General features: G+C 50.6%; 18 protein-coding genes. 4 read left to right on the top strand and 14 right to left on the bottom strand.

Going from position 1 to position 26,144, the window contains the following annotated elements; genetic code table 11:
- The first annotated feature begins 667 nt into the window (after positions 1 to 667).
- Entirely contained in the window at positions 668 to 1,993 is a 1,326-nt protein-coding gene (locus RID21_RS18710; RefSeq protein WP_350191449.1) for a DUF4832 domain-containing protein, read from the top strand.
- A 230-nt stretch (positions 1,994 to 2,223) separates the two neighbouring features.
- On the opposite strand, the gene RID21_RS18705 is transcribed toward RID21_RS18710, so the two are convergent.
- The 6 genes from RID21_RS18705 to RID21_RS18680 all read right to left on the bottom strand — a co-directional run bounded on the left by RID21_RS18705 (position 2,224) and on the right by RID21_RS18680 (position 8,346).
- Positions 2,224 to 3,282 carry a DUF1559 domain-containing protein gene (locus RID21_RS18705; protein WP_350191447.1) on the bottom strand — a complete coding sequence of 353 codons (1,059 nt, stop codon included), beginning with the start codon at positions 3,280 to 3,282 and terminating at the stop codon, positions 2,224 to 2,226.
- 102 nt (positions 3,283 to 3,384) lie between these two features.
- Complete coding sequence (locus RID21_RS18700) at positions 3,385 to 4,209, bottom strand: peroxiredoxin family protein (RefSeq protein ID WP_350191445.1); 825 nt, start codon at positions 4,207 to 4,209, stop codon at positions 3,385 to 3,387.
- Positions 4,210 to 4,430: 221 nt separating this feature from the next.
- Entirely contained in the window at positions 4,431 to 5,783 is a 1,353-nt protein-coding gene (locus tag RID21_RS18695; RefSeq protein WP_350191443.1) for an outer membrane protein assembly factor BamB family protein, read from the bottom strand.
- Positions 5,784 to 5,856: 73 nt separating this feature from the next.
- Positions 5,857 to 6,885: a DUF1559 domain-containing protein gene (locus tag RID21_RS18690; RefSeq protein ID WP_350191441.1), complete on the bottom strand. Its 1,029-nt coding sequence runs from the start codon at positions 6,883 to 6,885 to the stop codon at positions 5,857 to 5,859.
- A gap of 296 nt (positions 6,886 to 7,181) precedes the next feature.
- Complete coding sequence (locus RID21_RS18685) at positions 7,182 to 7,826, bottom strand: hypothetical protein (RefSeq protein ID WP_350191439.1); 645 nt, start codon at positions 7,824 to 7,826, stop codon at positions 7,182 to 7,184.
- 391 nt (positions 7,827 to 8,217) lie between these two features.
- A complete protein-coding gene (locus tag RID21_RS18680) occupies positions 8,218 to 8,346 on the bottom strand; it encodes a hypothetical protein (protein WP_350191437.1) in 129 nt (42 codons plus the stop codon).
- Between the two features lie 814 nt (positions 8,347 to 9,160).
- Here RID21_RS18680 and RID21_RS18675 point away from each other — a divergent pair.
- On the top strand, positions 9,161 to 10,882 hold the full coding sequence (locus tag RID21_RS18675; protein WP_350191435.1) for a putative inorganic carbon transporter subunit DabA: 1,722 nt from the start codon (positions 9,161 to 9,163) through the stop codon (positions 10,880 to 10,882).
- A 730-nt stretch (positions 10,883 to 11,612) separates the two neighbouring features.
- On the top strand, positions 11,613 to 12,938 hold the full coding sequence (locus tag RID21_RS18670) for a hypothetical protein (RefSeq protein WP_350191433.1): 1,326 nt from the start codon (positions 11,613 to 11,615) through the stop codon (positions 12,936 to 12,938).
- Positions 12,939 to 13,164: 226 nt separating this feature from the next.
- On the opposite strand, the gene RID21_RS18665 is transcribed toward RID21_RS18670, so the two are convergent.
- Positions 13,165 to 14,439 carry a sialidase family protein gene (locus tag RID21_RS18665; RefSeq protein WP_350191431.1) on the bottom strand — a complete coding sequence of 425 codons (1,275 nt, stop codon included), beginning with the start codon at positions 14,437 to 14,439 and terminating at the stop codon, positions 13,165 to 13,167.
- 180 nt (positions 14,440 to 14,619) lie between these two features.
- Positions 14,620 to 14,928 (bottom strand): winged helix-turn-helix transcriptional regulator, encoded by a 309-nt coding sequence (locus RID21_RS18660; RefSeq protein WP_350191429.1) that lies wholly within the window; start codon positions 14,926 to 14,928, stop codon positions 14,620 to 14,622.
- Positions 14,929 to 15,063: 135 nt separating this feature from the next.
- Between RID21_RS18660 and RID21_RS18655 the strand changes: the two genes are divergently transcribed.
- The gene (locus tag RID21_RS18655) at positions 15,064 to 15,744 is read left to right on the top strand and encodes an FMN-dependent NADH-azoreductase (RefSeq protein ID WP_350191427.1); all 681 of its coding nucleotides are present in this window, start codon (positions 15,064 to 15,066) and stop codon (positions 15,742 to 15,744) included.
- A 178-nt stretch (positions 15,745 to 15,922) separates the two neighbouring features.
- Here the strand turns inward: RID21_RS18655 and ppc are convergent, their stop codons facing one another.
- The 6 genes from ppc to RID21_RS18625 all read right to left on the bottom strand — a co-directional run bounded on the left by ppc (position 15,923) and on the right by RID21_RS18625 (position 26,141).
- The gene (gene ppc / locus RID21_RS18650; protein WP_350191425.1) at positions 15,923 to 18,628 is read right to left on the bottom strand and encodes a phosphoenolpyruvate carboxylase; all 2,706 of its coding nucleotides are present in this window, start codon (positions 18,626 to 18,628) and stop codon (positions 15,923 to 15,925) included.
- 27 nt (positions 18,629 to 18,655) lie between these two features.
- Positions 18,656 to 19,000, bottom strand: a complete 345-nt coding sequence (locus RID21_RS18645) for a hypothetical protein (protein ID WP_350191423.1) — start codon at positions 18,998 to 19,000, stop codon at positions 18,656 to 18,658.
- Positions 19,001 to 19,553: 553 nt separating this feature from the next.
- Positions 19,554 to 20,822, bottom strand: a complete 1,269-nt coding sequence (locus RID21_RS18640) for a cytochrome P450 (protein ID WP_350191421.1) — start codon at positions 20,820 to 20,822, stop codon at positions 19,554 to 19,556.
- The gene (locus RID21_RS18635; RefSeq protein ID WP_350191419.1) at positions 20,809 to 22,494 is read right to left on the bottom strand and encodes a hypothetical protein; all 1,686 of its coding nucleotides are present in this window, start codon (positions 22,492 to 22,494) and stop codon (positions 20,809 to 20,811) included. The genes RID21_RS18640 and RID21_RS18635 overlap by 14 nt, the downstream gene beginning before the upstream one ends.
- A 147-nt stretch (positions 22,495 to 22,641) precedes the next feature.
- Entirely contained in the window at positions 22,642 to 23,484 is an 843-nt protein-coding gene (locus RID21_RS18630; RefSeq protein ID WP_350191417.1) for a phytanoyl-CoA dioxygenase family protein, read from the bottom strand.
- A complete protein-coding gene (locus tag RID21_RS18625) occupies positions 23,481 to 26,141 on the bottom strand; it encodes a class III lanthionine synthetase LanKC N-terminal domain-containing protein (RefSeq protein WP_350191415.1) in 2,661 nt (886 codons plus the stop codon). Before RID21_RS18625 ends, RID21_RS18630 begins: the two co-directional genes overlap by 4 nt.
- Positions 26,142 to 26,144 lie beyond the last annotated feature (3 nt).

The following is a 26,144-nucleotide window of genomic DNA, read 5'->3' as shown; positions in this document are numbered from 1 at the left end:
TGCTTCGCGCGCGAGGCGGATGAAGTGTGCACTGGAACCTGTCCCACTTGTGACTCAGAAGCACCTGAATCGCCATCGATTTTTCCCGCTTTTCACCGGAACAAAATGAACCGGTTCTCGATGTCTCGTAAATTTTCAAATCATTTCGCAGCATGTTCAGAGCAATTCACAACAGACTCAAGCCTCTTCACTGCACACTCAGAGCAGGTCAACACACCCATTCCACTTGACTCCCCCACGCCGTTTCACAAAATCATAAACTCAACACAGCGGGACACTGTCAGTCATCGTGACGAAATCAGGTTTCCGATCGATACTTGACAGGTGCGGGTTCAAGAGACGATCTGGATTGCACTATTTTATTGAGAGTACTGTGATTCTAAAGATGAATATTTCTAAGCTGCACAGGGACTATTGCCAGTTATAAAGGGAGTAGACGGCCTTCATTCCCGGTTAACGGGAAATCACAATCTTGAATCGGCGTCGTCTCCAGGGCCGTTTGATACAGCACTGCTGCGTTTCGCATCTGCAGCTACGGCAAGCAAACGCCATATAATTTATCAGGCGATAGACTCAGAGGTGGCGGCGATGTTAAACTGGCACTCGAAATGGGTCTGGAGCAGTTCCGGCTTCATATTGAATCCCCTGCAGAGGAAATCTTGGATTTATGCAACATAGATTGATCACGGCAATCACTTCATCGGTCTTGCTCTTATTAATGGGCTCCGTCTGCCTTAACGCCGAAGAAATGGTTGTCAGGCCACTGCCGCAACCGGGACCGCTCGACAATCCGCTGAAAGGATGGTGCCCGTACACAGACGCGGGGACAATACGCCAACCGTACTCGATGGTCTTTCTGTACGTCCCGTGGAGTGAACTTGAACCAACCCCGGGGAACTATCGCTTCGATGCCTGGGAGAAATCATGGAATGTGGAGGCAGCCAAAGGCAAGCATATCATTTTTCGTGTTTACATCGACTATCCCTCGTTACCGTCAGGATTGCCAGTCTGGATCCGAGAAGCTGGAGTCAAGGAGACGCCGTACAAGGCACATGGCGGCGGACTCTCTCCAGACTATAACGATCCCAGAATGATCACAGCCATGGAGCGACTTATCGAGGCGCTTGGTAAACGGTACAACAAGCATCCACGCATCGGATTCATTCAACTAGGTCTGCTCGGATTTTGGGGAGAATGGCATACGTGGCCGCGTGAGGAACTCTACGCTACGGCCGCAACAGAAAGACGGATCATCGACGCTTACCGAAAGGCGTTTCCTGACAAGTCATTGATGGTTCGCTACGCCCGTGATTACGCCGGTCAGCAGTCGTGGATCGGATTTCACGACGACATGTTTCCCGAGGACACCGACAATGGTAAAGACTGGAGTTTCCTGTCGGGAGTCAGATCGTCCGGGAGAGTCAACAACTGGAAGCAGGCCGTCATTGGCGGCGAGATGGTCCCGAATAAAGCAAAACAATGGCTTGGCAGTCAATACAACACGACGCTGACCATGCTGGAGCGAGCCCATTTTTCGTGGATTGGGCCGTACTGCCCGGCATTGGAACGATCAGACAGTGAAGAATTCCTGGAGCGCAGTCAGGCGCTCATACGAAAGATGGGATACGAGTTCCAACTGACTGAATTAAGTCATACGAGAGTGGCTGAAGCCAACAGCGCCATCAAGATTTCTCTCAAAGGGCAAAACAACGGGGTCGCGCCCTTCTACTATCCCTGGGCGGTCGAGTTGGCTCTGCTTGATTCGTCAGGTGAGATCATCATGAGTAAGAAAACGAATTGGGACGTGAGAGGTTGGCAACCGGGTGAGTTCTCGGAGTCGGCGAACGTTTCCTTCGACGTACAGCCCGGAGAATATCGAATGGCGCTTGGTATCCGGGACCCGTGGCAGAACCGTCCTGCGGTCAGATTTGCCAACGATCTACCGGTGGTCGATGGCTGGACCGTACTCTCCAGGATAAAAATCACTAAATGATCGTGGCACGCCGTTCCTTGTTACCGAAGATCAAATACATCCCAATACCAGTGAAGCATGACTGAGTCACGTACGATCTGGATCGAACAATACCAAACTGCCGTGATTTCAATAACAGACAATCAACATGCTGATGACAATTCCCATCGAGATGAAAGTCAGCCTATATCTATGTTTTGATCTTCTGTTTTTGTTGTGATTCATTTTAAAACCTCGCCCGGATGACTGAATTAAAAATTGCCAAGAACCTCTCCTCCCCCGCGCGTGGACAGACCGCGCCAGAGGTCAAGGTTGATATTTTCACTGACAAAGCGGACCGATCCATCCGCGAGACCGATATTCACGCCGCCAGGATGCAGGCTGCGCGCTGCGAACCAGCCTCGACTGTGTGCAAATGCATCGGGTAGATGTGCGTTGGGCCCCAAATATGTGTTGAACAGCGTTGCGCTCGCCTGACCCCAGATCCAGGGAAACCCTCGATCTCCCCTCCAGCTCGTAGCAGACTGAATGTCGGATTCACTGAACATAGGAGAAACTCCCCCCGGGGCAGTACCATTTCGAGATCGCCCCGAACTCAGATTGGCGGCGACACGATATGGTTTCTGCAGTCCCGATAAAGGAGTCGCAGACAGGTCACTGCCGGGACCACGCAGTGCTTCTGCCATAATCATCGTATTGGTTGTCCCATCGGTGATATCTGCAAAGCGTGTACTGCTGTCAAAATAAAAGATACCATCTGTGGGAAAAGCAGGATCGTAATACTCTTTTCCTCCACCTGAAATGCCGGTTCCGGTATTCCCGACATAGTTGGTTCCTGCCAACCCGGTCCCAAACGACATCGACCCGAACATAACTTCCGCCGTTTGTGGCGCGCTGTCACTGGGACACATGAAAAAGGAAATCAGGATCTTAGAAGCAGGATTGTGAAATGCAGGCGGGCTGCCGTTCAGCACGGGCAGGTTGAAATCCAGTTCGTTCTGTGCATTTGCCTGTTCCACAAACGGCAACAGACGGGCATGCACCGAAAAAGCATCACTGCTGGCCATAGTGCTGCCTCCACCGTTACCACCGCTGGGCAGACGGGTATAGGCACTTTCATAATTATGCATTGCCAGCACCAGTTGTTTCAGGTTGTTTTTACATTGCGCACGCCGGGCCGCTTCACGCGCCTGTTGCACAGCGGGCAGCAGAAGCGCAATCAGAATCGCAATGATGGCAATCACCACCAGTAGTTCAATAAGTGTAAATCCTCGTACGGTTACGTTGCCGTAAGTAGGGGAATTTTTCATTTCCAGTTTTCCTTGCCACAGTTTATCTGGAGTTTGATTGGAGACTGATTAATCACTTCAAAAGACAGAAAGAAACAACCGGTTTCAGTCTCGTCGCCTCTGTCATGTAGCATCACCAGAGGTATCGGCGACCTGGGTTGCTGATTCCCGCTTGAGTTCTGCCAGCCAGTGGAGAAGCGATTTGTTATCCACAAATGGCTGATGGCCACGATTTGCAAAGACCACTTCACCTGCCTGGTTGATGACGAACGTTCCATGCAATAAATCTGCGGCCTGCTCCTGAGAGGGGCGGGTGTAAACACCCCATGCTTCTGAAATTCGATAATCATGATCGGATAAGACGGGAAAGCTGAAACTCCCATATTTTCCAAACTTCTCTTGCGTGGACTCACTCGAATCAGCACTGATTGCAATCACCTCGGCCCCCATCTCATGGAAATACGCGAGGTCTTTTTCCAGAGCAAACAGTTGAGCGACACAGTGACTGCAGTAATAGCCATAGTAGAAAACTAAAATGACAGGTTTCTTGAGCCTGAAGGACTCCAGTGATACCGCTTGCCCTTCCACATCCGGTAAAATGAAGTCGGTCCCCTGTCGATGCAGAAATGGATGTTGTTGTGTTTCCGCTTTGTCAAATTGAGAATCAGACAGAATCTCGTTCAATGACGCAGACAGCGTTTCCCTGTTTGTTACTTCCAGGTAAGCCTCTGCATCTTTTTTGATATCTCCCGTAGAGACAAGCCCATATTCAGCACAGAACAGCCGGCACTGCTCCAGCCAGTCCGGCTCTGTTGCCTCTGCCCGCTGCATGGGTGTGGAAAAGTGATAGACGATAATCAGGATATAGAACAAAGCCACGCAGCCCAGAAATCCCAGAAAGAGTTCTGTACCAAGACTTCGTTTCACTTTGGTCGCTGGATTCTTCATTTTTTTCCCGGGGGAACTTTTTTTCTTTTTTGTCATTTCACAAGCGCCATTTGATTGGTTCAGATCTTCAGGAAAGAGTTTTTATTGACGTGACTATCGGCGCCAGCATGTTGTTACAATCTTGACGGTGGTACTTCAGTCCTGATTCGAACCTTCACTTCTACCAGTCCGAACTGATCATGAACCTGAGACTGCTGGCGTCCCGATTGATATTCCCACGATCAATCTAATGAGGCTAAAAGCGGTGATTGAATACAGAACAGCTGACTGCCTGTCCTGAGTACCAGATAGTCCTTCACTAGCGCGACGCCATAGACAGTCGGTCGGGCAAACAGGGCCGCGGAACGGCGGCGGTCCTCTGATTCTTCTTCAGCGGAAGGTACCTGATTTACAGGAGGCGCATCGTCTGTCCACAGTCTGTTTTCTGCGACAACTTCAAACGTGGCTCCAGATTTGAGAACTGTGGTGATCCCGTCTTTACCAAAAAAGTAAACATCATCTCCCACCCCTACAGGAGTCGCCCAGCAGGATTGCTTCAGCCGTTCCGTATAAGCCACCTGTCCATTGTTAATGTCCAGGCAATATACCACTCCCACACGATTGACCCAGTACGCATATCCACGATACATCATCGGCGATGCCCAGGAAGGAACGGGACCGGGGTTCGTCCAGCCATATTGGGGAATCCACTCCTTACCACTCTGCTTTACGACAAAGAGTCCATTGGACTTTTTCGCCAAATCGTTATTTTCTCCTGAGCGTCCAGGTGAGGCCCCCACCAGGAACGCCCCCTGCCCGACAGGTAGCGGAGTTGTCTTGTCATTCCCCCCCACTTTGTTAAAACTCCATAACAACTTTCCACTCTGAGGATCGTATCCATCCAGACTCCCCGCGGAACTGCAGACCACCTGAACCGAATCGTCGAAGGGAACCAGCATGGGAGAACTCCAGCTGACCCGACTTTTGCGATTCGTTTTCCACAGAGTCTTACCATCAGCTTTACTGATCGCAGTCAGACAGGAGGGGCCTTCATCATCGATCAGAATCATCAACCGGTCTTTTAACTGGACCGGGGAGGCTGCCAGACCAAATTTATTCTGAGGAGCGCCAAAACGTTCCTTCAATGAGACAGACCAGTTGTGTTGTCCGGTATGTGTCAGCGAAACGATATCACCACTTTCAAAATACGCATAGATTCCATCTGCATCAACCACAGGCGTCGGTGCAGCCCGACTGATGTAGACACTGTTTTTCTCGGGAAAAGTTGATGATTGAGAATGCTTCCAGAGCAGCTTGCCTGTACGCAGTGAATAACACACCACGTGCAGGATCTCTTTATTTTCCCCCTCAACAGATGTCACAAAAACCCGCTCTCCCCAGATGACGGGGCTGGACTGTCCATAACCGGGAATCGCAACCTGCCATGCCAGATTTTTATCGGGCGCCCATTCCGTGGGAATCGATGATGCTGAGATGCTGCTGGCCCCCACGCCCAGAAATCCTGGCCAGCGATCCTGGGCTGAGAGTGCCGAGGAAAACAACAATAACAACGTAAGTACAATTTGAAGTCTCATAATTTGATTTCCTGTATCAATAAGTCAAGGGACGTCTTGCGGGAGCGATCGTCCCCTGCACACGGGATGTCTGTCAAAATTCACCAATCACTTCGCCCCCGGAAACACTGCCCAGGGCCTGCCAGATTTCAATGCTGATGTTTTCACTCACAAACCGCACAGCGCCATCCCCCAGCAGGGCGTTCACCCCACCAGCGTGGCGACTGCGGGCACTTTTCGAAGAGGAATAGCGTGAATAGCAGTCATTGGTACGGGAATTGGGATTTCGGAAATGGTTGTAGCCGGTATCATTAACTGAACCATCAGCCCATTTCTCTCCCCGTTGAAACGTCACTGTCGCCGAGTTATCAAGACACCAGGAATCTTCCACGGCCGTAGCAGACGCATTCCAGACAGAAGCCAGGTTCCATTCGGAGCCGCTGTTAGCCACGCCCCGCGTCGAATCGGAAGCAGCACTTCCAATCAGGTGTTCGGAGACGAATACCGTGTTTGACAGTCCGTCTGTAACATCGCGGGCCTTCGTTCGAGAATCGATGGCAAACGCTCCGTCAGTGTCCTCATAAGCACCGCCATCCTGTCCCGTACCCTGACAAAAGACATAATTCGTCGCTCCCCAGGTATTACTGACGCGTTCGTGAATATCCGAAGGACAGAGAAATACAGGAACCTTCGTACTCACAACACCAGACAGCGCAGGATTCGTCGTCACGGAAGGCGGGGGACCAGAACTGTAGAGATACAGGGGGGACTTCAGATCGAGCTGATTATAGATATTGGACTGATCCAGGTAGGGAGTCAGCATCGCCAATGGAGACCAGCGGTAAAAACTCTGATGGGAGGGATCAACGGGAGCTTCATCCTGATCGCGTTGCGAAGGGAAATACAGGAAAGCATCGTGATGGTTGTGTAATGCCAGTCCGAGTTGCTTGAGGTTGTTCTTGCATTGCGTACGTCTTGCCGCTTCCCGCGCTTGTTGGACTGCTGGTAACAGCAGGGCGATCAGGATTGCGATGATGGCAATGACCACGAGTAGTTCGATCAGTGTAAAGCCGCGACGAATCGTCTGCGGTTCTGAATTGGTATATTGAAAGCATTTTTTCATTAGATATATCCGGACGTAGAAAGAGCGTTCTGCTTCGTTCTGAGAACATCTGTTACATCAGAACAACCAGTTGAGAATGAATACCAAAGCGGGATGTCGAGTCTGATAGGCGGAGGCAGTGCGGCCAGTGGTAGCACGCTCACAGCAGATCAAAACGAACTTTGTGGAGAGTAAGTCTATGCCCACCGTAAGCGCGCCAGCACAAGCCGCACGCTCTCTGCTACTTAAAGCGAGGCGCAAAACGACTGTCTGTTACGAACCAGAAGGCAAGATTCGGACTCGACAGAGAACCAGACTCAGACGATGCGTGGGGGAGGTGTGGGGGGCTCAAGCGCCTTCTCTGGCGCTTTCACCGAGTAGAAAGGGTTCCAGATATCCGGAGCAAAGACCAGTACTTCTGCCTGTAAGCCAGGCACGATCGCCCAGGGAAGGCTGTTCCAGAAGGTCCCCTGCCCCTGACATTTCTGGGCATACAGACCAATCACGGGACCGTTGTCCGTGTTACTTGCAGCTGTTTTTTCAGATTGAGTTGTAACAGCCTTGGCCGAAGTACAGCAGCCAGGGTGATTTTCATTGAGCACCGGAAGATCCGCTGCATGCTGCTTCTTCTCAGAGCAACAACTCCCTGAACTGCAGGCTGTTTCCCTGCTTTCTTTCTTAGCAGCCTGAGCAACATAAGCGGGAGCCTCGACGCGATTTGCCTTGGCCCAGACGATTTTTTCACGATTCGTAAAGCAACAACAGGATTTCCAGCACTGTTTTGCAGATTGACAGCCACAAGGACGATTCTGGCAGGGGAAAGGAGTGGAAAGATCTTTTTCCACGGGAGAAGAAAGACTCAATGGGAGCGGCACCAGCGAAGACACAATTGAAATCAACACAAACAGGCCGATCCACCTGCGTGCGTGATGATATTTCGCTAAAAGGAGCCGAGTGAACATGAACGAACCCGTAGATACCGTAACACGGTACCAAATGCTAATAAGTAATCTGCTCACTCTCCACGCGAATAAGATTAACAGCCTGTTTAAGCGAAAGCAAGCAACTAATATCCAGTTCTAAATATGAGAATTCTAGTGCGAAATTTCCTGCGAATCGGAAACGCTGAGCCTGATAATCCAGGAAACGGATTACTCCGTCTGCCGGGCAAAGACCAGGCATGAGTGTCTGTGCCGTTGATTCCTCACATGATTCCAGACAGTCGGACAGTTGTTTTCATATCTGCTGCAGCGCGTTTTATGAAAGTAATGGGTTCAGACGGGTATACTCAGTCCGACGGAGCTTTTGGGCTTCCAGCGGAAGCCGAATTTGTGACAGGGTGAAGCGAGTCACTTACATTACAGTGTTAATCAGACGCAGCAAAGCGATCAGTCGAGCATTGCGACGACGCAATGCAATCATCTCACATTGCAGTTCCTCCAGACTCAGATCTAAAACGTCGACGGTAATTACATCCGACATCGTTTCGTCAGCCAGCCTCGGGCCGTAAAATCGAAGGCCCCCACGCTGAAGAGCGACGTCAATATTGCCAGTGGATCGAACGAGTTCCTTCAGTCGATGTTCATAGCTGCGTTGCCTACGTTTGCTGTTGAACATATCCAGATTCTGGTGATTCAAAGTGCCCGGGGAAAGAGATCTTCATAATATCGCGGCATGAGAGTGTCCGGAACTCGCGCAAAATTCTAGAGAATGTCGTAACAGACAGAAATTCTACAGTTTATTAGTGGATAAACCCGTAAACGGTTTCTCATAACGAGTTTTTTCTTTCAACGAGAACTCGTCCGATAACCCCATATTGATCAAAACCATTATCAAGTTACGTCAAAGACGTCCGGCACCATCCCAGTTTTTACAATACATTTCCCTCAACGATCTGTTAACGCCTGACAGCCAGGAACTTCTTTTTCTAATTTCTCGATGAACAGAAGTCTTCTCAATTCATCTCAGAAAAATGTTTCAAGATCTTCTAAACATATGACGAAATATTATTGACGTATTTTATTTCGTGCTTTATGATACGTGTATTATAATTTCAATTTTTGCTTCAAAAGAAACCATAATGCCTGCTGTAATTGATTTGACCCTGCTCTACGCCGGGCTCACAGACCGGTTTCCAGAAAACAAGTGAACTCAACCACTTGGATTAAACAGTCTTCAATTATTTTTTGATGAGATGATGCTCGGACAACGTTTATAAAATCCTGTCAGCCAATAATCCTGCCAGATCATTTTTTGCAGTCGGATATCAATCAAAGCTACTGGAAAGAGTGCCACAATGTCACAAAAGAAATCTGAATCAACATATTTTCCTTTGCCCACATTGCTGAATAGATACTCTCCTGCACAGGTACACCTGGTAGAGCACCTTTCCGAAGCACTTCATGTTGTTTCACGAGTGATTTCATCTGTCACGCCTATCAAAGATCAGGTAGCTGTAAATCCTTATCATGGAATCTGTGAGCGATCATTCCTGAATGCTCGAAAGTATTTACGAATTTTTTCAGACTATGACACCCTGATGCCTCTGGAATTCTATGCCGAAGAGTTTCATTCCGGACGATTCGGAATTGAACACATCCAGTCTGCAATCGAGGAACTGGAGAATTATCTAGTCGGTACACATCATATTCCCTCCGCGAAGAAAATAGCCGAACGATTACAAAAACTGGCCGACAACGTGGACAACCAGGACCGTGCTCCTGACCAATTGATACAGCAACACAACAGACCGGTTCGCACACTGTCTGAGTTGCTGGATCAAAACACTAATTCCGACTGGTCAGAATTGATCTATGACGAAATCTCAAAGTATTGTGCAATGCATTATGATCAGGGAGAAGCAATCTGGCCGAGCCCCTGGAAGGAGCTGACTTTATATCAATCCTGGCGATCGGCATCGGTCTATGATCGAAACCTCGAATTCCGTGGACTGTCCGGTTTGCGTAGATACATTTCTCAGCTTCCACATACGCCTGAGATCTCGATAATCTCTTCATTGAAAAGCCTGAAAGTTCCACCAGTTCTCTGGGAAACGTATTTACTGTGTCAGGCATTTTCGATTCACTGCTGGTCTGCCCGGATAAAATGCCAGGCAATTGAATCAGGGATTGACGATCTCTCAGGGTTGCTGGCGATAAGACTCGCGTACGATGCAGCACTTTCAAGAGCTCAGAAATTCGAGATTGACTGGAGCGAATATCCCAGCAAACACCCGATTTCATTTAAATCATCAACCTCTGCGCATGATGATGAGCTTCTGCGATATACGCTGTTACGCGCTTCGGAAATTGCTTTTCGCGATCAGCTGCTGCGTGGACTCACAGCTCAGACAGACAATACAAAAGTCGTATCAGAGTCGACAGGTAAGTCATCAGCAATAGAATCAGATCGCACCGAGCGAATGCCTGTGTCGAATTCTTACTCAATGATTGAGTTATCGCCAGCAGCTGGTGCATGGTCAAAAGCAGGTCCGGAGTGTGAACTGGCGGGGAAACCGGCCTTCGTCATCGCCTCACAAAAATACATCCGGGAAAATGATCTTGAAGCCAATACGTTTTTGTGCAGTTATGACCACAGTCACGATCCAGAAGGGATCGTGCTTGAGAATATCATGACAGCCCCGATGATTTTTGCACACTGCAAGAACATGCAATCTTACGCTTCCGCAGTCGATAATCATCAGTTTGGCAGCAGTAATTTGAACTTCCAAAACGTCTTGGGGGGCATGGGAATTCTATCTGATAAGCGCGGTGATCTGACAACAGGCTCGCCTTGGCAATCGCTGCAGACAGGATCAAGATTCGATCACAAACCAATCCGGTTACATATAGTAATTGCAGCTCCCAGATACCTGATCGAAAAAATTATTTCCAAACATCCAAGTATTATGAATCTATTAAGCGGCAACTGGATGCATCTCGTCTCACTGGATGAGGAACAGGCGCTTGAGTACTCTACTGATGGGATATGGAAAAAGATCGTGCTGCCAGAGAACTGAGCTTCTCCAGGCCCGGTGCGGACTTTCACTCGTCAGTTTCTTTCGAAAGTCACCGTGTTTACGAGCTGGTTCTCACGCCTGCGAATAGCCTTATGTATCTCAAATAAAAACAGGTCATCGCCTGCCGCGTATCTTCTTTTCTACGGAGGATGTGGCTTCATATTAACGCCGGAAGCACAGACAAAATTACTGGCTCTGGGACTTGTCTGATCCTTTAGCAGGAAAATGCTGAGTATCATCAATCGTCCGATAACATGTCCGATTTGCTCTCCGACTGTGTCCGATCCAGGAAATCCCCAAATCGATAGTCCCGCCGGCCGTCTCTTCTCAAATGTCCAATTCACTCGGACTTACCAGGATTATTTTCAACTTAAAAGTCCAGCTCAAGAGCGATCCCCGCCGCCACCAATCAGGCCAACTTACCAGCTCCTTGATTTTTGAGACTTTTAAGAGTTAAATAGGTTCAATTAGAGAAACAGCTCTTCCGTAAATCACTTGTTTTCAGGTGTTTACCAATTCCATACTGGAAACCCGCCGCCTCCAGTTTTCACATTGTAACCATTTGATATCAAAGAGTTTGCTGGTTTTATGGACGCGGGATTAGATCCCCCGTCTTTTTCTTATTATGATAAGCAGAATTGCGACAGAAACTCTTTTTTAGCATTATCATCACTCCACAACATTCTTTGGGACCAGCCCACTTCTCAAAACTCATAAAGGTGTATTACACATGACTGCCTCGTCGTCAATTCTCGCGGATAAACTGCACGAATACCCCCAACATGATGTCATCGACGGAACCAGAGGAGGATCGGATGCGATTCTCGATGATTGCATTAACAGTTCCGACGGGGTATTGCAATTACTCCACCGTTACGCTGGCCGGACTTTTTGTACGCCAGGGAAACGCCTTCGCCTGGATGCACAGTCGTACTACCCGGACTACATGAACGGTACGGGGCTCGATGAAATCTGGATGGGTTGCACCGTTCCCATCGTGACGGGGGTCATCGATACACGCACGAATAAGGCCCCTTTTCGCGAAGGGGAATCGCACGTACTCACTCCAAACGGACAGGTCATCTCGCTGCAGGATTTGATCCTCGCCAATCCGGAAACGGTCATGGGTAAGAAGATCACGGCCTTCTCGAAATCGCTGTACGGCGACCCGACCTGGCCGATTGTATCCAAGAAGTTTGATAATCTGAATCCGATTCCGCATCACCTTCATTGGTCAAAGTGGGAAGTCTATGACATCAATTCTTACGACAACCCTGGCGTCTGCCCGTCCCATTATCACACCACAGCAATGGGACTGTACCCGTTCATCACGAAAGATCAGTTTCTTGACTGCATGAAGAGTTTCGGCAAAGGTGATTACAACGGGGTTCGTCATTTATCCCCGCACACGATGATGCATATTGATAATGGCTTCGTGATGCCCAACGGCGTGCTGCACTCGCCGACGGATCTTTGCACACACGAACTGCATGTCACAATGGATGAGCACTTCCTGGCTGAGGACCTGACGCTTGACGGACGTATCGGAGCAGCCGACGCGTTTTATGCCTGCCGGGAAGAAGACTATCCCAAGGATCGGCACGAAGACTGGGAGTACCTGGTTGAAAAGTTCGACTTCGCAGCGAATCAGGACCCGGAATTCGTTCTGAAGAATTCACGTCCGGCAATCACTGCTGAAGAATTCGCAGGCGACGGAGTCGATGCAAAGTGGATTGTGTACGGCGATTTCCTCGGCGATCAGAAGTGCTCCATTCTCCGTCTCATTATTGAGCCTGGCGCCAAGACGAAATTCTGCCCGGAGAGCCCCACCCTGTTCCACACGAATGGCGGAAGCGGCCGTGTTGGAAAGCTCAATGTGCGATATCACCAGGATATGAAGCTGGGCGAGCTCTATCCCGAGATCGGGTTCATCACTCAGGCCGCCCTGAATAACGGCGGCGTGGAAATCGAAAACACCGGCAACGAGCCACTTGTGTTGACCTTCGACTTCCCGCAGAACGCGCACTCCAAAACGCCCGGTGGTGCTGCTAAGTAACATCACACGATGCGAGAATTCACAAACGGGGCTGCCTCATGGTCATATTGACCGAGGCAGCCCGATCTCTCGCTCACGCGTCGCGTCAACAATCTGCTCTGACTCATGGGCTCATGAGGAACATCAACACGCCTTCGTCTCACGACTGACTGCGTTGCGCTTTACGGTGCTGGCGTAGTCGTAACGGCCATAAAAGCAACCAAGACACTAAATAGTGTGCCCCGCTTCATTCCTGCGGACGGGCTCCTTCCACACCGATCGTATAAATGACCGGAGTGCGGCTTTTGTAACCCTTACTCGCCCGGGACGTCGTAATGACGATGTCACCCGTCTGGCGGTCTTCAATAGCGTGCCAGTGCGACAGGTTCACATCCTCCTCAGCAGGTTGTTTCGTATCAATTACAACCAGATTATCGCGAATGACTCCATAAGTTTTCGGATCGACCTCTCCGATGACCAGAGGCCAGCGGGGATGATTGGCCTGGCAGTTTTTCTCACTGATGTTTCCAATCCAGTAGGTACGACCGTTGGAGTGGGTGATCAGTTCTGACATTGAAGAGGGAGAGAAGAACTGTTCTCCATCAGAGTAGGTCCAGGGCTCTGGCTTGCTCCACTTGTGGCCGCCGTCTTTAGAGACGCTGATCCATTTCCGGCTGGGGAGCTTGTTCGAAGGGTCACTCTTGCCTCCATTACTGCCACGCATAACGCAGATGAGATTCCCATCCGGCAGTTGAGCCAGGGTCGGTTCATACAAACCGCGGACGGTGCGTTTCCCATCACCCTCGATCGGTTCTGACGACTCCCATTCGAGATCGTTGTTATCCGTCCAGCGTCCGATGAGAATTCTGGTTTGCAGCCAGTACCAGCCACCTCCGGGATTGTGAAGACTCTTGCCGTCATCTGCCAGAGGGGGCATTTGCATCGGAACCAGGATCGTACCCTCGCGGGTACGAATCGGATCACAGCCGAGATCACCCAGAAAGAAGCAATTCTGACTGATGTGCACACCGTCGACCGGGTGCTCGGGGGAATACTCCTTTCCCTTTTGGACGATGGGTTTGTCGTAAAGGTAGCTGCGTCCCCCATCAGTCGAGACACGGTAACGAAGGTAATACCAGTGCCATTGCCAGCGTGGTTCATGTGCCTTGGGATCTTTATCTGGTGTGTCCATACAGTTAAAAAGTGACACGATGTTGCCGTTGACCGGATCTCGCCAGAGGCCGTAATGACTGCGTCGGTAGCCGTAGGGAAGGTCTTTGTCAAAATCGGGAGTGGGCTTTACAGGCTTCCATGTGCGACCATTATCAGGTGAAACGCCATTCAGTTTAATCATTTCCAGTCCTGAAGGATTTTGATAAATGGCTTTAAACAACGGCGACATCGTTTTGAGCATTTGCTTCTTCTTCAGTGAAAGCTTCCCCGTATCTGCTGCGCTGGCGGTTTGCATCAGCAGAGAAACTATAATGATGGATGATGAGAACAGATTCTGGAAAATTTTCATGCGAGTCTCTCTACTTCGAGATTACATTGATCACTTGGATTGAGTCTGAATTTGCTTCAGGACTATTTATTTCACCACTCTAACTTTGTCATGCTCTCCACTTCAAGCTGGTATTATCTTTTTCCTGTTATGCGATCAGCTGATGCTGGAGTTGGAAGGCGGGAATCCACGGGCGGTTTGTCATTTCTTCAACCGAGCCTCCTGATGCAGAATGTCAACTTCGTCGATGATTTCCAGCAAACGTTGACCAAATGTAGACAAAGTGTATTCGACTCGTGGAGGAATTTCGGGGTAACTCGTCTTTTCAACGACGCCATATTCGACGAGTCGCTTGAGGCGTTCCGAAAGGACCTTCGCAGTCATCCCATCGACTGCCCTCTCCAATTGCCCCGGTCGTTGAATTCCCTGCTCAATGCGTTGGAGCAGTGTCACCATGTAGCGACAACCCAGGCATTTTTCGAAGACTTCGGTTACATCAATCTCACTCATATTTCCCGCACCCTACTTAAAAGAAAGTACCCCACAAATTTGTGCCCGGTTGAACCTGCCTCGTGAATGGCAATTATACCAGCATTGTTACTGTAATTCAGATACCAAAACTTTTTGTTGAAAAGGAGAACAGAAATGCCTCACCTGCTCCACATTGATTCAAGCCCTCGCAGCGACCGTTCCCACACACGTGGTCTCACAGCCGACTATGTACAAAGATGGCAGGTCAACCACCCCAACAGCACCGTGACGTATCGTGACATTGGACAAAGCCCATTGCCACATGTGACGGAAGAGTGGATCGCAGCGGCATTCACGCCACCGAATGAACGCAGTCAGGCAATGCAGGATGCCCTGCGATTGAGCAACGAACTGATAGACGAGCTATTACTGGCTGATGTGATTGTTGCCGGGATTCCCTTTTACAATTTCGGAATGCCAAGCGGATTCAAAGCTTACATAGATCAGATTGTGCGTATAGGTCGAACGTTCTTAATTAATCCCGATGACGAAGAATCACCGTATACACCGCTCGTTCACGGTAAACGGATGATTGCGGTGATCTCCCGTGGTGATGGTGGGTATGGTCCCGGCGGTCGAAACGAGAAAAATAACCATCTTGATCCACATTTACAGACGGTGTTTCGCTTCATCGGCGTGAACGATTTACAGATTGTCGCCGCTGAAAATGACGAGCATGGTGGTGCGGCTTTGGTCGACTCCTTAGAGTCTGCTCGCAGAGAACTTCTGAGGCTTGCGACCGAAGATCAACCACAAAGGGGTGACCTCGCCCCCTTAACCGGAACCAGAACTTGATGATCTACCAATCATGATTCTGGACCGATTGAGGAGAAGGCACACATGCCCAGCAGGCGTCATCCATCCGAATAGATAATTTCATCAGTTCGGGAAACCGACACACGAAACTGTGATTTCAAAAACACAACATAAGCGATCAGCGACCTGGAACTAAGAAAAGAATTTTGGAATCAACTTAACCCGTTGTTCTCAAACCGGCAGCAATGCCCTGAATCGACATTCGAATCAGATGAACCAGATCGTCATTGTCTGCTGCTTCAGCTTCTTCAGAGCGTTTTCGTTCCAGCAGAATGACCTGTGCGAGGTTGAGTGGGTCAACATAAGGGTTACGGCTACGTACAGAGTTCTTCAACCACTCAACATCAGCCAGCAATTCGGAATTATCCTTGATCATCAGAATCGAACCACGACTCAATTCAAACTCCGTAGAAATCATTTCCCAGAGCTCGGCTGCACTCTCGTCATGGGCCAGAACGGCATACTCTTGAGCGATCTGCATATCAGCCTTCGCCAAAGCGAGTTCCGCATTGTCGATCAATGCCCGGAACATGTGCCAATGCTGGTACATCGTACGAAGCGTCGCCCATGTCGAGCCATCCTGATCGACAAACTTTCGAATCGAGGTTCCCATTCCATACCAGGCCGGTAATAGATGACGAGATTGCGTCCAGGCAAACGTCCAGGGAATGGCACGAAGATCATCCAGAGTCCGATGTTCCGCCTTTCTGCGGGATGGTCGGGATCCGATGGGCAAAGTTTCGATCTCACTGATGGGTGTCGCTCGATCGAAATAATGCAGGAAACCGGGATGCTGAATCAACTCCCGATACTTCTGAAACGAAGCTGTGGAGAGTTGCTCCATGGTATCTGCCCACGAGGGATTCAGATCTTGCCGCGGACCCGCACTCACCATCAGCGTGGCGTTGAAGACCTGCTCGAGATGGCGATGCGCAATCACGGGGTCATCATACCGTTCCGAAAGAACTTCTCCCTGCTCCGTTACCCGCAATCGTCCCGCCACGGAATTATGGGGCAGAGATTGAATCGCTCGTGCGGCAGGTCCGCCACCTCGTCCCAGGGCTCCGCCGCGTCCATGAAACACCGTCAGTCCGATATGATACTTCTCCGCAGTCTCCGCGAGTTGCTCCTGGGCCTGATGCAATTCCCAGCAAGCCGTCAAATACCCGCCATCTTTGGTACTGTCGGAGTATCCGACCATGACCATTTGAACCCGCTGGTCCGTTTCCGTCAGGTACTGCTGGTAATTTTCATCTGTGAGAAGTTGCTCGAGAATTGATGCAGCATTCCGCAGATCCTCAATCGTTTCAAACAGAGGAATGATCGGCAAAGCTGGAACATCGCGCCCCTCGCCATGATGCTGAAGCCAGGCGGTTCGCCACAGCCAGAGGACCGTCATCACGTCCTGGGCGGAATGCGTCATGCTGATGATGTATCCGCCAATCGATTCCGATCCCCACTGATCGTAGGCTTCCGCCAATAAGGTCAACGTCTCAAAAACTTCACGGGACTCGTCACTCAGTTGAGAGACATCGATGCTGCATGGTATGCCCGATGATATAAAATCGAGGGCATTGACCTGATCGTCCGATTTCTGCAAAGAGACGACCTCATCCAGACAGCGGCGATGAACAACCGAATTTTGTCGCACGTCCAGGCAGGCAAAGTGAAGTCCGAAGGTACGTGCCAGGTCGATCCAGGGCTGCAAATACTGCTCGGCAATTCTTCGTCCCCGATTTTTCTGAACACTCTCATGCAACTTTTCCAGATCATCGCGGAATTCCTCGACAGATTCATAGCTACCGGCTTCAGGCTGATCCTGGGAAAGCGAATCGAGAGTTCGTTCCAATCTGAACTCCAGCATCTGCATAAACTGCCGGGGCGTTTCCATTTGTGAGATCGAGGCCAGTTTATCCTTGAGATCGGGAGCGCTCTCACAACAACGTGTAATCCGCTCGCGCAGGATTGGTTCGGAAGAGATCTGCTGATCGGACATCACGATCAGCTTCCGCAGTTTTTGACACATTCGCAAGTGGCCTTCAACGGCGGCCCGACGCAGCTTTACGAATGTTTCACGTGTCACATCTGCGGTCACAAAGGGATGACCATCCCGGTCGCCACCGATCCAGGTTCCAAATGACAGCACCCGCGGGATTTCGAAATGGTGGTTGGGATAAGTTTGGCCTAGTGCCTGCTTCAGTTCGCTGTAAATACGAGGTACAACGTCCCAGAGTGTTGAGGCAAAGTACAACCCCCGACTGACTTCACTCATCACCGGAGGGCGTTCTGGACGGATGAAGTCTGTTTGCCACAGAACTGTCAGATCTGCCACGAGTTCCTGTTCAACATCCGTCTTGCCGCTGGCCTCGATATCCGGCAGATGTTGCCGAATTCCCCGAAGTAACTGGCGCGTCGTTCGTCGTTTTGCCTCGGAAGGATGAGCTGTGAACACCGGTTCAATCTTTAACTGATCGAGCCAGCGTTGCATTTCGGCAGCCGGAAGTCCCTGTTGGTGCAATTCCGAAATGGCAGCAGCGATCGATTCGCTCCGTGGGGCTCCGGGGATTTGAGATTTCCGATCGCGCTCATTGAGAATTTCAATACGAACGCGTTCTTCAGCGGCGTTTGCCAGGTCAAAGAAGAGACTGAGCCAGCGGATTACATCACGCAATTCAGACGGTTCGAGATCTTGCAGGGTGGCAACGAGGCGTTTCTCAGCATCGGGAAGCCCGGATCGACGTTCAATCGCCAATCGGCGGATCTTCTGCATCACATCGGCCAGGGATTCTCCAACCTGTTCACGAACAACAAGATCGAGCAGGTCTACAAGATAATTAAGTCTTTGATCACTTCGGTTTGTCATCATTTTCTTGAGCTATTAATTGCGGTTCTAATATGAGCGTTTCGTCAAAAGCACATATGGTATCAACTTTGACGTGGAAAGGAAAAGCAAGAAAGCAAGCTGATTGATCGTGAGCATGAACGACCAACGCAACTGCACAGCGGATGCCTGTCTCAACCAATCATAATTTAACGGAGTCTTCCGTTCGTATTCCTCTGTCACTGCAGCGTCATCGTTTTGCTTACGCACCGATCCGGTCAAGGTGATGTAGTGCTCGATAAAAGCCCGCATCTGACTGGCTGTCCAGCCCTGCCGCTGCTGAATCAGGAACAGGAATTCAATGAGTTGCTCCGCTTCACGACAGGTGTTGTGACGAGCTGAGTGGCGGATCACCGTTTTCGCTTCCGGTGTTTAATCGAAGATGAACAGCCCAGTTGGTCGCCCTTTCGCAACACCTTCCCTGATTTATCCACCGTCTGCCAGGGAACCAGGCCGGTCGCCCCATGTCGCCAGGCATTTACGGTCCAGGCCTGTAACTGACGATTACTCTCATAAACCGGGTTCGAAGTACCATTAACCCGGAACTGTAATCCATCCCGCTGCATCCGGTCGGTGACAAGCCGGCGATAGTTCTGAAACGCCGAGGCCGAAACAACCCACAGGTCTCCCCGCCCCGCAAGTTCTCTCCGGCAATACTCCGGACGGGAAATAATAATCCGCTAGTCAATCCGAATTTCGTCGGCACGTCTCCGCCCTTGGGTCGGTAAATATTTTCCTGGAACAGGTCCACGCGCCAATTCTGCAAATCGAGCTGGCATTGGACGGAAACCTCTTCGCCACCACGCAGAAGTACCTGGAAGTCGATCACTTCACCCGGAGATTGGCTGTTTGTCAGGAAACGTGGCGACTGGATGAGTACCAGCCGGGTTCATTTTAGCTCACGTTCTCATTCTCTTCCCTCAGGTAAGAAACCTTCCGAATCGAATCGAACGGGGAGTTGATCTAAACCGCGCATCGTCAATCCGGGAAGCCACCGAGGTTCTGGTTGCTCCGGATTTAAACGCATCTCGGGAAATGCTTCGAGGAGTGATGAGATAGCAACCTCACCTTCGAGTCGCGCTAAACCTGCCCCCAGACAGTAATGAATGCCGAAGCCAAACGACATGTGAGCCGTTGCATGCCTGCATTGAAATTGAAGCTGTTCTCCTGCCATAAAATATTGAGAGTCGCGGTTTGCCGCATAGAAACAGAAAAGCACTTTTTCCCCCGGCTCAATACTGACACCTTCAAGTTCGATCTTCCTGATCGCCACGCGCAGAGTACTGAACTCCAATGGGCACTCCCAGCGGAGCAGTTCCTCCACTACCGTTGCCAGCTCATATTGACCACTTTGAATCTCGTCCCAGATCCCACGCTTCGTTAACAGTGTCAAGACACTGTTTCCAATCAGATTCATAGCCGTCTCGTATCCTGCAGACAACAGCAGGAAACTGCTGGATATTAAATCTTTCTCCGAGAGATCACCATCAGCATGACGCGTTACCAGACGCCTGAATAAGGTGTCAGAATTTGAACCACGCTCTCTGACAGCTAGATCCAACAGGTAATTCTGAAAATTCGCAGCGATCTCATGTGCAACTGCGGTCCCCTCCAGATCAGCCTGATTCAACCTCTGTAACCATTGTCCAATCAACTGAATGTCACACGTCGGCACCCCCAGGAACTGGCAGATGATGTGCAATGAAAAAGGTGACGCAAACGCCTGTAGCAGGTTTGCCTCCCCCCTTGGGGCCATCTCCGCGATCAACTGATCTGCGATTTCCTGAATTTGAGGGCGCATTTGTAAGACCCGACTGCGAGTGAATTCCGTAGCAAGCAACGAGCGCAGGGAGGTATGTTCGGGGGGATCGGTGGTATGCAGATGTTGATAAATCGGATGCAGGTCTGTCGCTGATTCTTCTCTTCCCTCAGCGGATCCTCCCACAATGTACTTTTTGAAATCCTTCGACAGATCCGGAGAATTGATCAGGCGCCGGGTCAGGTCGTAATCCAGCACCAGCCAGGCCTCCAGACCACCGGGTAAGCTGATGGCGACCAGCTTTTCTCCCGACTGCTGAAGTGATCTGTAAAACAGATACGGATCCGCTTTGAATTTCTGATCATCGATGGGCAGAGGAATTCGATCGAACTTCTGTGTCGACTCAGAATGAAGCATTGGCATTTCCTCTCTGTTCATTGCACAGCAGACTGAGTGCAACCAGGCTGACCAGAAACTTGTCATTTCCCGGCTGTTGACAGCTCTGTTTAACTCGCTGAAAATAGGCATCGAAGGGGTTCTCACCATCACTTTTTTCAGAGATCCCCGTTACAAGTTCTGCTGCCAGGACAGACTCCTCTCTCAGATCGCTGGCTTTCAGATCGGGACAGCGATCTCTGATCCACGCAGCAAATCCATTCAACACCTTCACAACATGACTGGAATCATAATTCAGAGGGCGCAAAGGATAGCAATTCGTAAATGAATGTTCTTTCCGGATCAGTTGAATGAACGGAATTCCATTCGAAAGCAGGTAATTCACTGATGCCTGCCCTTCTATAATTCCCGGAATGTCTGCCTGACTATAATAGACCTGAAAGATTTCTTGAGGTTGCGGCCCCAGGCCGATCCAGAGAAGATCATTTTTCTGCAGATGCGGAAGCGTGTTCTGCAACGCATCTGAAATGTTTTCATATTGCCCGGTGGCGGCTGAAAAACCTGGTAGTACAAACAACCGCCCCCGCGATTCGATCCATTCTCGAAATTCCCCACGAATCTCTTCCAGATAAGGTGCTGACACATCTGCGTCGATCACCAACTCGTCAGTTGAAAGTTCATGCAGGATGGTCTCAGACAATCTGCTCAACTCGGAATCCTGCCGCTGCATATCGATAGCCAGAGCATTCAGTAGCCTGTAGGTCTCTTCAAGATTTTCCTCTGGGGTAAAGGACGCCAGCACTACTGGTTTCGAAGAACCTTTCATCAACCGACAGGCAGCGGAAACACAATTGAGGGCGATAAAAGGAGTCTGCTCTCTGAAATGTTGCAATCCATAGATCGGCCAGATTAACGGCGGATCTGCTTGTTGCAGTCGCTGCTGCAGAACGTAAGTATTCCGCACTCTATTGCCCTGTTCCAGATCGAATGCCTGAGCACTTTGATACCAGTTCCAGGTCTGCGCACTCACCTCAGTCGGCGGAGGTTCAGGCGAATTGATAACCAGGGCCTTGAATTCCGGTAACGCATCAACCAGGTAAAATCGACGTCCGTCATTACACTCGATACAGGAACTCTGGTAATAAATATCTTCCTTCTGGCCGGGTAAGTCATCCCAGCAATAAGGTTGAATTCGGCAGAAGCAATCAACATTCAGTTCCGCGGCATAATTCACAGACATGTCATCTGCGCCGCCGGTAAATCCGAATCTCACCCGTTGCTGCAGTTCAGCTCGACGGTGATAAGGCCAGAAGGTGACATGTACACAGGAACCAATTGAGAAAACACTGGCATGCATCCGATCTCGATCCAGTCCTTGAAATAAAAGAGCCAGCTTCTCGGCAGTACAGCCCAGAAACGGATTATTGTAATCTGCATAAACAATCCTTACGTGGCCGCGATAGTCACACTGCGCGATGCAACGTTGAATCAACGTCAATGTTGAAACCTGATGCCCCATGTTCTTTGTCCCATCGACAAAGAATCGCAATTCTGCCTCCTGCCGAATCTGTTCTGTGATCGACGGTAGTTCCAGCTCACAGGGATCGTCCGGCAACACAGTTCCTCGCCAGGAACGAACCAGAGCAGAAAACCGGCCGGACAAAGTTTCGAATGAACAATCAGTCACATTCATACTGGATGTCCTTTTCAAACCAGTCAGCATCGGGAATCATGAACGGTTTCCCCCGGGCAAAAGGAAAGTGGATTCGCATAGCCGGCAAAATACATATTTGATAATTCCATACTGGTCAGACACACTGTCAGGAAACGCTACACTCCCTCAAACGATTCTGGGGAAGGCAGCATGTCGGAACAATGTGCCGGGTTTCTCACCGGCGAGCATCTGAAATGGATCGAGATCATGTCTGTCGTCCTCCTGACGATCCCCGTCGGCTAAACCAGATTCAGGTCGTGCAGCCACATACGAATCATCGCCGATGACCCTGAGGGAAATCGAACGCCGCCGCGTTCCCCGTTTCGTTCCCGCCCCACCGTGCAACACGGCCGGATGAAAGATCAGCACATCGCTCGGCTCGATCCCCCAGGAAACAATATCCCACCTCGTTCGCTCCGACTCGATATCGGGTAATGCGGGCCAGACACCTGCTTCATACATCTGCGCAGCGCGATCTCTCGCATCGAATGTGGTCGGGTTATAGAGTGGGCCCCGCTGAGAGCCCCGGACAAAATCCAGAGAATCTGCTTGCTGAACCGGATCCAGATTAATCCAGATCGTGGCAATCTGTTTTCCCTCCAGGGGCAGATAGGGTAAGTCCTGATGCCACGGTGTCGGTAAGCGGTCTCCTGCTTCCTTCAGCCAGATTTGCTCGTAAAGCAGCCAGAGATTCTGACTTCCCAAGATTTGAGAAACCTGCTGTGCCAGCCCCGAATCGACAATCAAAGAGCGATAGTGGGGAAACGCATCCGGATGGGCATGATCCTGATAAAACGAACCCGGCACTCCACTCAGAACTTCACTGGCAAAGGGCCCCGGATGATCCAACGACCACTGGTAAGCTGACTCCGCGTATTCAAGTCCAGACCGGTCCAGCAGGCCGCGACAGCACACCACACCGTCTGCAGCAAAGCCAGTGGCATAGCTCAACTCCCCGGTTCGGATCATGGCAGTATCCCCTGTTCAACAATGGAATCGAATTCTCTGGTATCTACTGACGTCGAGCAGGCTTTGAGCCAACTGCCAGACAACAGTGGCGATGTGATTCGGGCTGAGTACTTCGCCAGCGCACTGGCAGGACCGGAAAAGCCAACCCATAAATCAGGTGTGGTAACTTCCGGGTCATCCGAAACCCACGCACAGGTCGCTTCGTTTTCATCACATAAAATCTGCAATGCTCTCGAAACCCGGTGAGCTCGCTGCTCCGCCAGATCCTGGAAACGCGGTAATTCCCTGAGCATCATCCACAACTCCAGTTGACCTGCCAGGCCGTGACAGTACGTCGGGGTCCCCACTGCAGGACTCTCTGTCAGACGCTCCACGGCCCAGTCAATTTCCGTCCGAAGGGCTGCGTGATCCCCCACACTCTGCAAGATGCACCAGAGGTATCCCGCGACGCCATGGCACCAGGCCCCTGTCGCATACTGCCCGCCTTGGTCAACAATCGACCTTAACGCATCTCCCCGCTCATTCTTCCCATACCTGGCAAGGCGGTAAAAAGTGTCGATGGCCTGCTCCGTCAGTCTGTCATCATCGGTTTGACGACCGAGTGCTCCGAATGCCAGAGCGATGCCCGCTGATCCATGTGCACAGCCCAGATAGTCGGGTTCTCTCTCCCTGTTGATAGACCAGAACGGCATCTGTTTTCTCAGGTGCCGGCATTCATGGAGCCGTTTGAGGGTCGGCTGAATTAAGTCAATCGGAGAGGCATCGTCTAGAATCTCTGCCATCAGGCATGCGGACCAGATGACGCCGGCACAACCGGAAAATAAATCCAGTTCGCGATGATCCAACGCAGCATATTCCAGCCGATTCAAACCAGCTTGAATAGATTTCACCGATTGATCACGTTTGCCAATCGTGCACAGTGCAAGTGCCACTCCAGCATTCCCGGTAAACAATCCTGCTGCCTGCCCACGGGGAGATCGACTGGCAAGCCATTCAGCCCCCGCTTGTAATCGGTGGCTGAATTCATCCGTCTGACAGGCCTGATCGATGGAAACCAAACCAAGGAGAATGCCGGCAGCACCAAGATTAATGGCCTCGCAGTCAAAGTGCCGCATATTGTGTGAGTTTCGCCACCAGGACTGGTTCCCCTCAGATTTCAAATACTGATCGATCTGCCGACCCGCTTTTCTTGCTGCATGATCGGCCCATTGCTGTAAGGCAACCGTGTCCTGTATTTCGCCCGGCAGCCTGGAAACGGAATCGGCTTGATGATCGTCCGCAAACTCCCGCAACATTCTGCAGACATCATCGATCCCGGGACGCCTTTCAGGATCGGGATTGGTGAGTGATTCAATCACTGCTGCTGCAGAACACTCACCTTCATTTTTCAGAAGATCAGCCAGCTGCTGTCCATTCCCCGGTAACAGTCCTGGAGGAATTCCCAGAACAGCCTCGAAGACACAACCCGCGAGAGCATAAATATCACGAGAGAAATCAGCGGCGATCTCTCCATCAATTTCCGGAGCAATGTGACCGCGCGTCCCCCCTCGACTGCCTGTTTCCCCCTGCTCTACAGTAAGTTCATAATCGATTAATCTCACGACAACATCACTCAGAAGTGCATTTCCCGGCTTGATGTCTCCATGAACGAGATTGGCCTGATGAATCTGTTTCAATGCCTCTGCCAGCAGAGGCAGGCTCTGGATGCGTTCTTCCCGCGACAGTTGATTCAACTCCGTTCCACGTATGTCTTCTGTAATTAAAACCGGCCACCTGTCAGCTGAAAACGCAATCGCTCGCGGCGAGACCCCACGAGACTCCAGCCGCTTTAAAAACTGATATTCCCGTCTTAACTGTGTCGAAATATCGTCACCACTGAGATTCCCTCCCACTCCCGGTCTGCCAACCTTAATCACAACACTGTCGAATGACTGCAAGTCGATTCCCAGATATACGGTAGCACGAGCCGTTTCGGAAATCTGATGCAACGCCGAATAGCGCTGATCGTCGACGGTAAAGGTCTTACCTGGACGAACAGGACATGCCTCTGCAGGAACTCCCGCATAAGGAGGATCAGGAGGCAGTGTGTCTGGCGCACGATCCCGACTATCAGCATAAAGCGTCCCGTCAGAACTGCTCAAGGCATACTGGTGAATCCCCCGCGAATCGGTCAGCACGGGAGATTTCCCAAAGATTCCATAACGGAACGAAACCGCTGCTCCCGAGCGCCTTCGCAGATCGGTCACCACTTCAGGACCACAACTGGAAGGCCAGACTTCTTCCAACAGTGGTATCAACTGTTGCGCCTGTTGAAGATCAGTCGGATAGATCGTCACAATCTTTCCCAATACCGAGATTCCGCCATCACCTGAATTCAGGAAGACGATGTCTTCGAGATGTCGAGGAAACTTGAACGCGGCCTCAGCATCAATCAGAAGCGGTGTTACCACTTTGAGCATCCGCTGACTTTCATGAGCACTCGCTGAAATGTGGATCTTCCATCCCTGAACAGGTAGCAACGCCCCCCTGGGACGGAAAAACCGCCATCGGAGGGGGGCATCGCTCCAGTCAACCACATCCCAGAACGAATCAAGGCTATCTGTCATAGCCGCGACGGTCGCCTGATAGTTCTCAATCATTCTGGTCTGACTGGTCATCGG

Origin of the sequence: Gimesia sp. (genome assembly GCF_040219335.1) — a bacterium.
Taxonomy (GTDB): Bacteria; Planctomycetota; Planctomycetia; order Planctomycetales; family Planctomycetaceae; genus Gimesia.
This window is presented reverse-complemented; position numbering and strand designations above follow the sequence as displayed.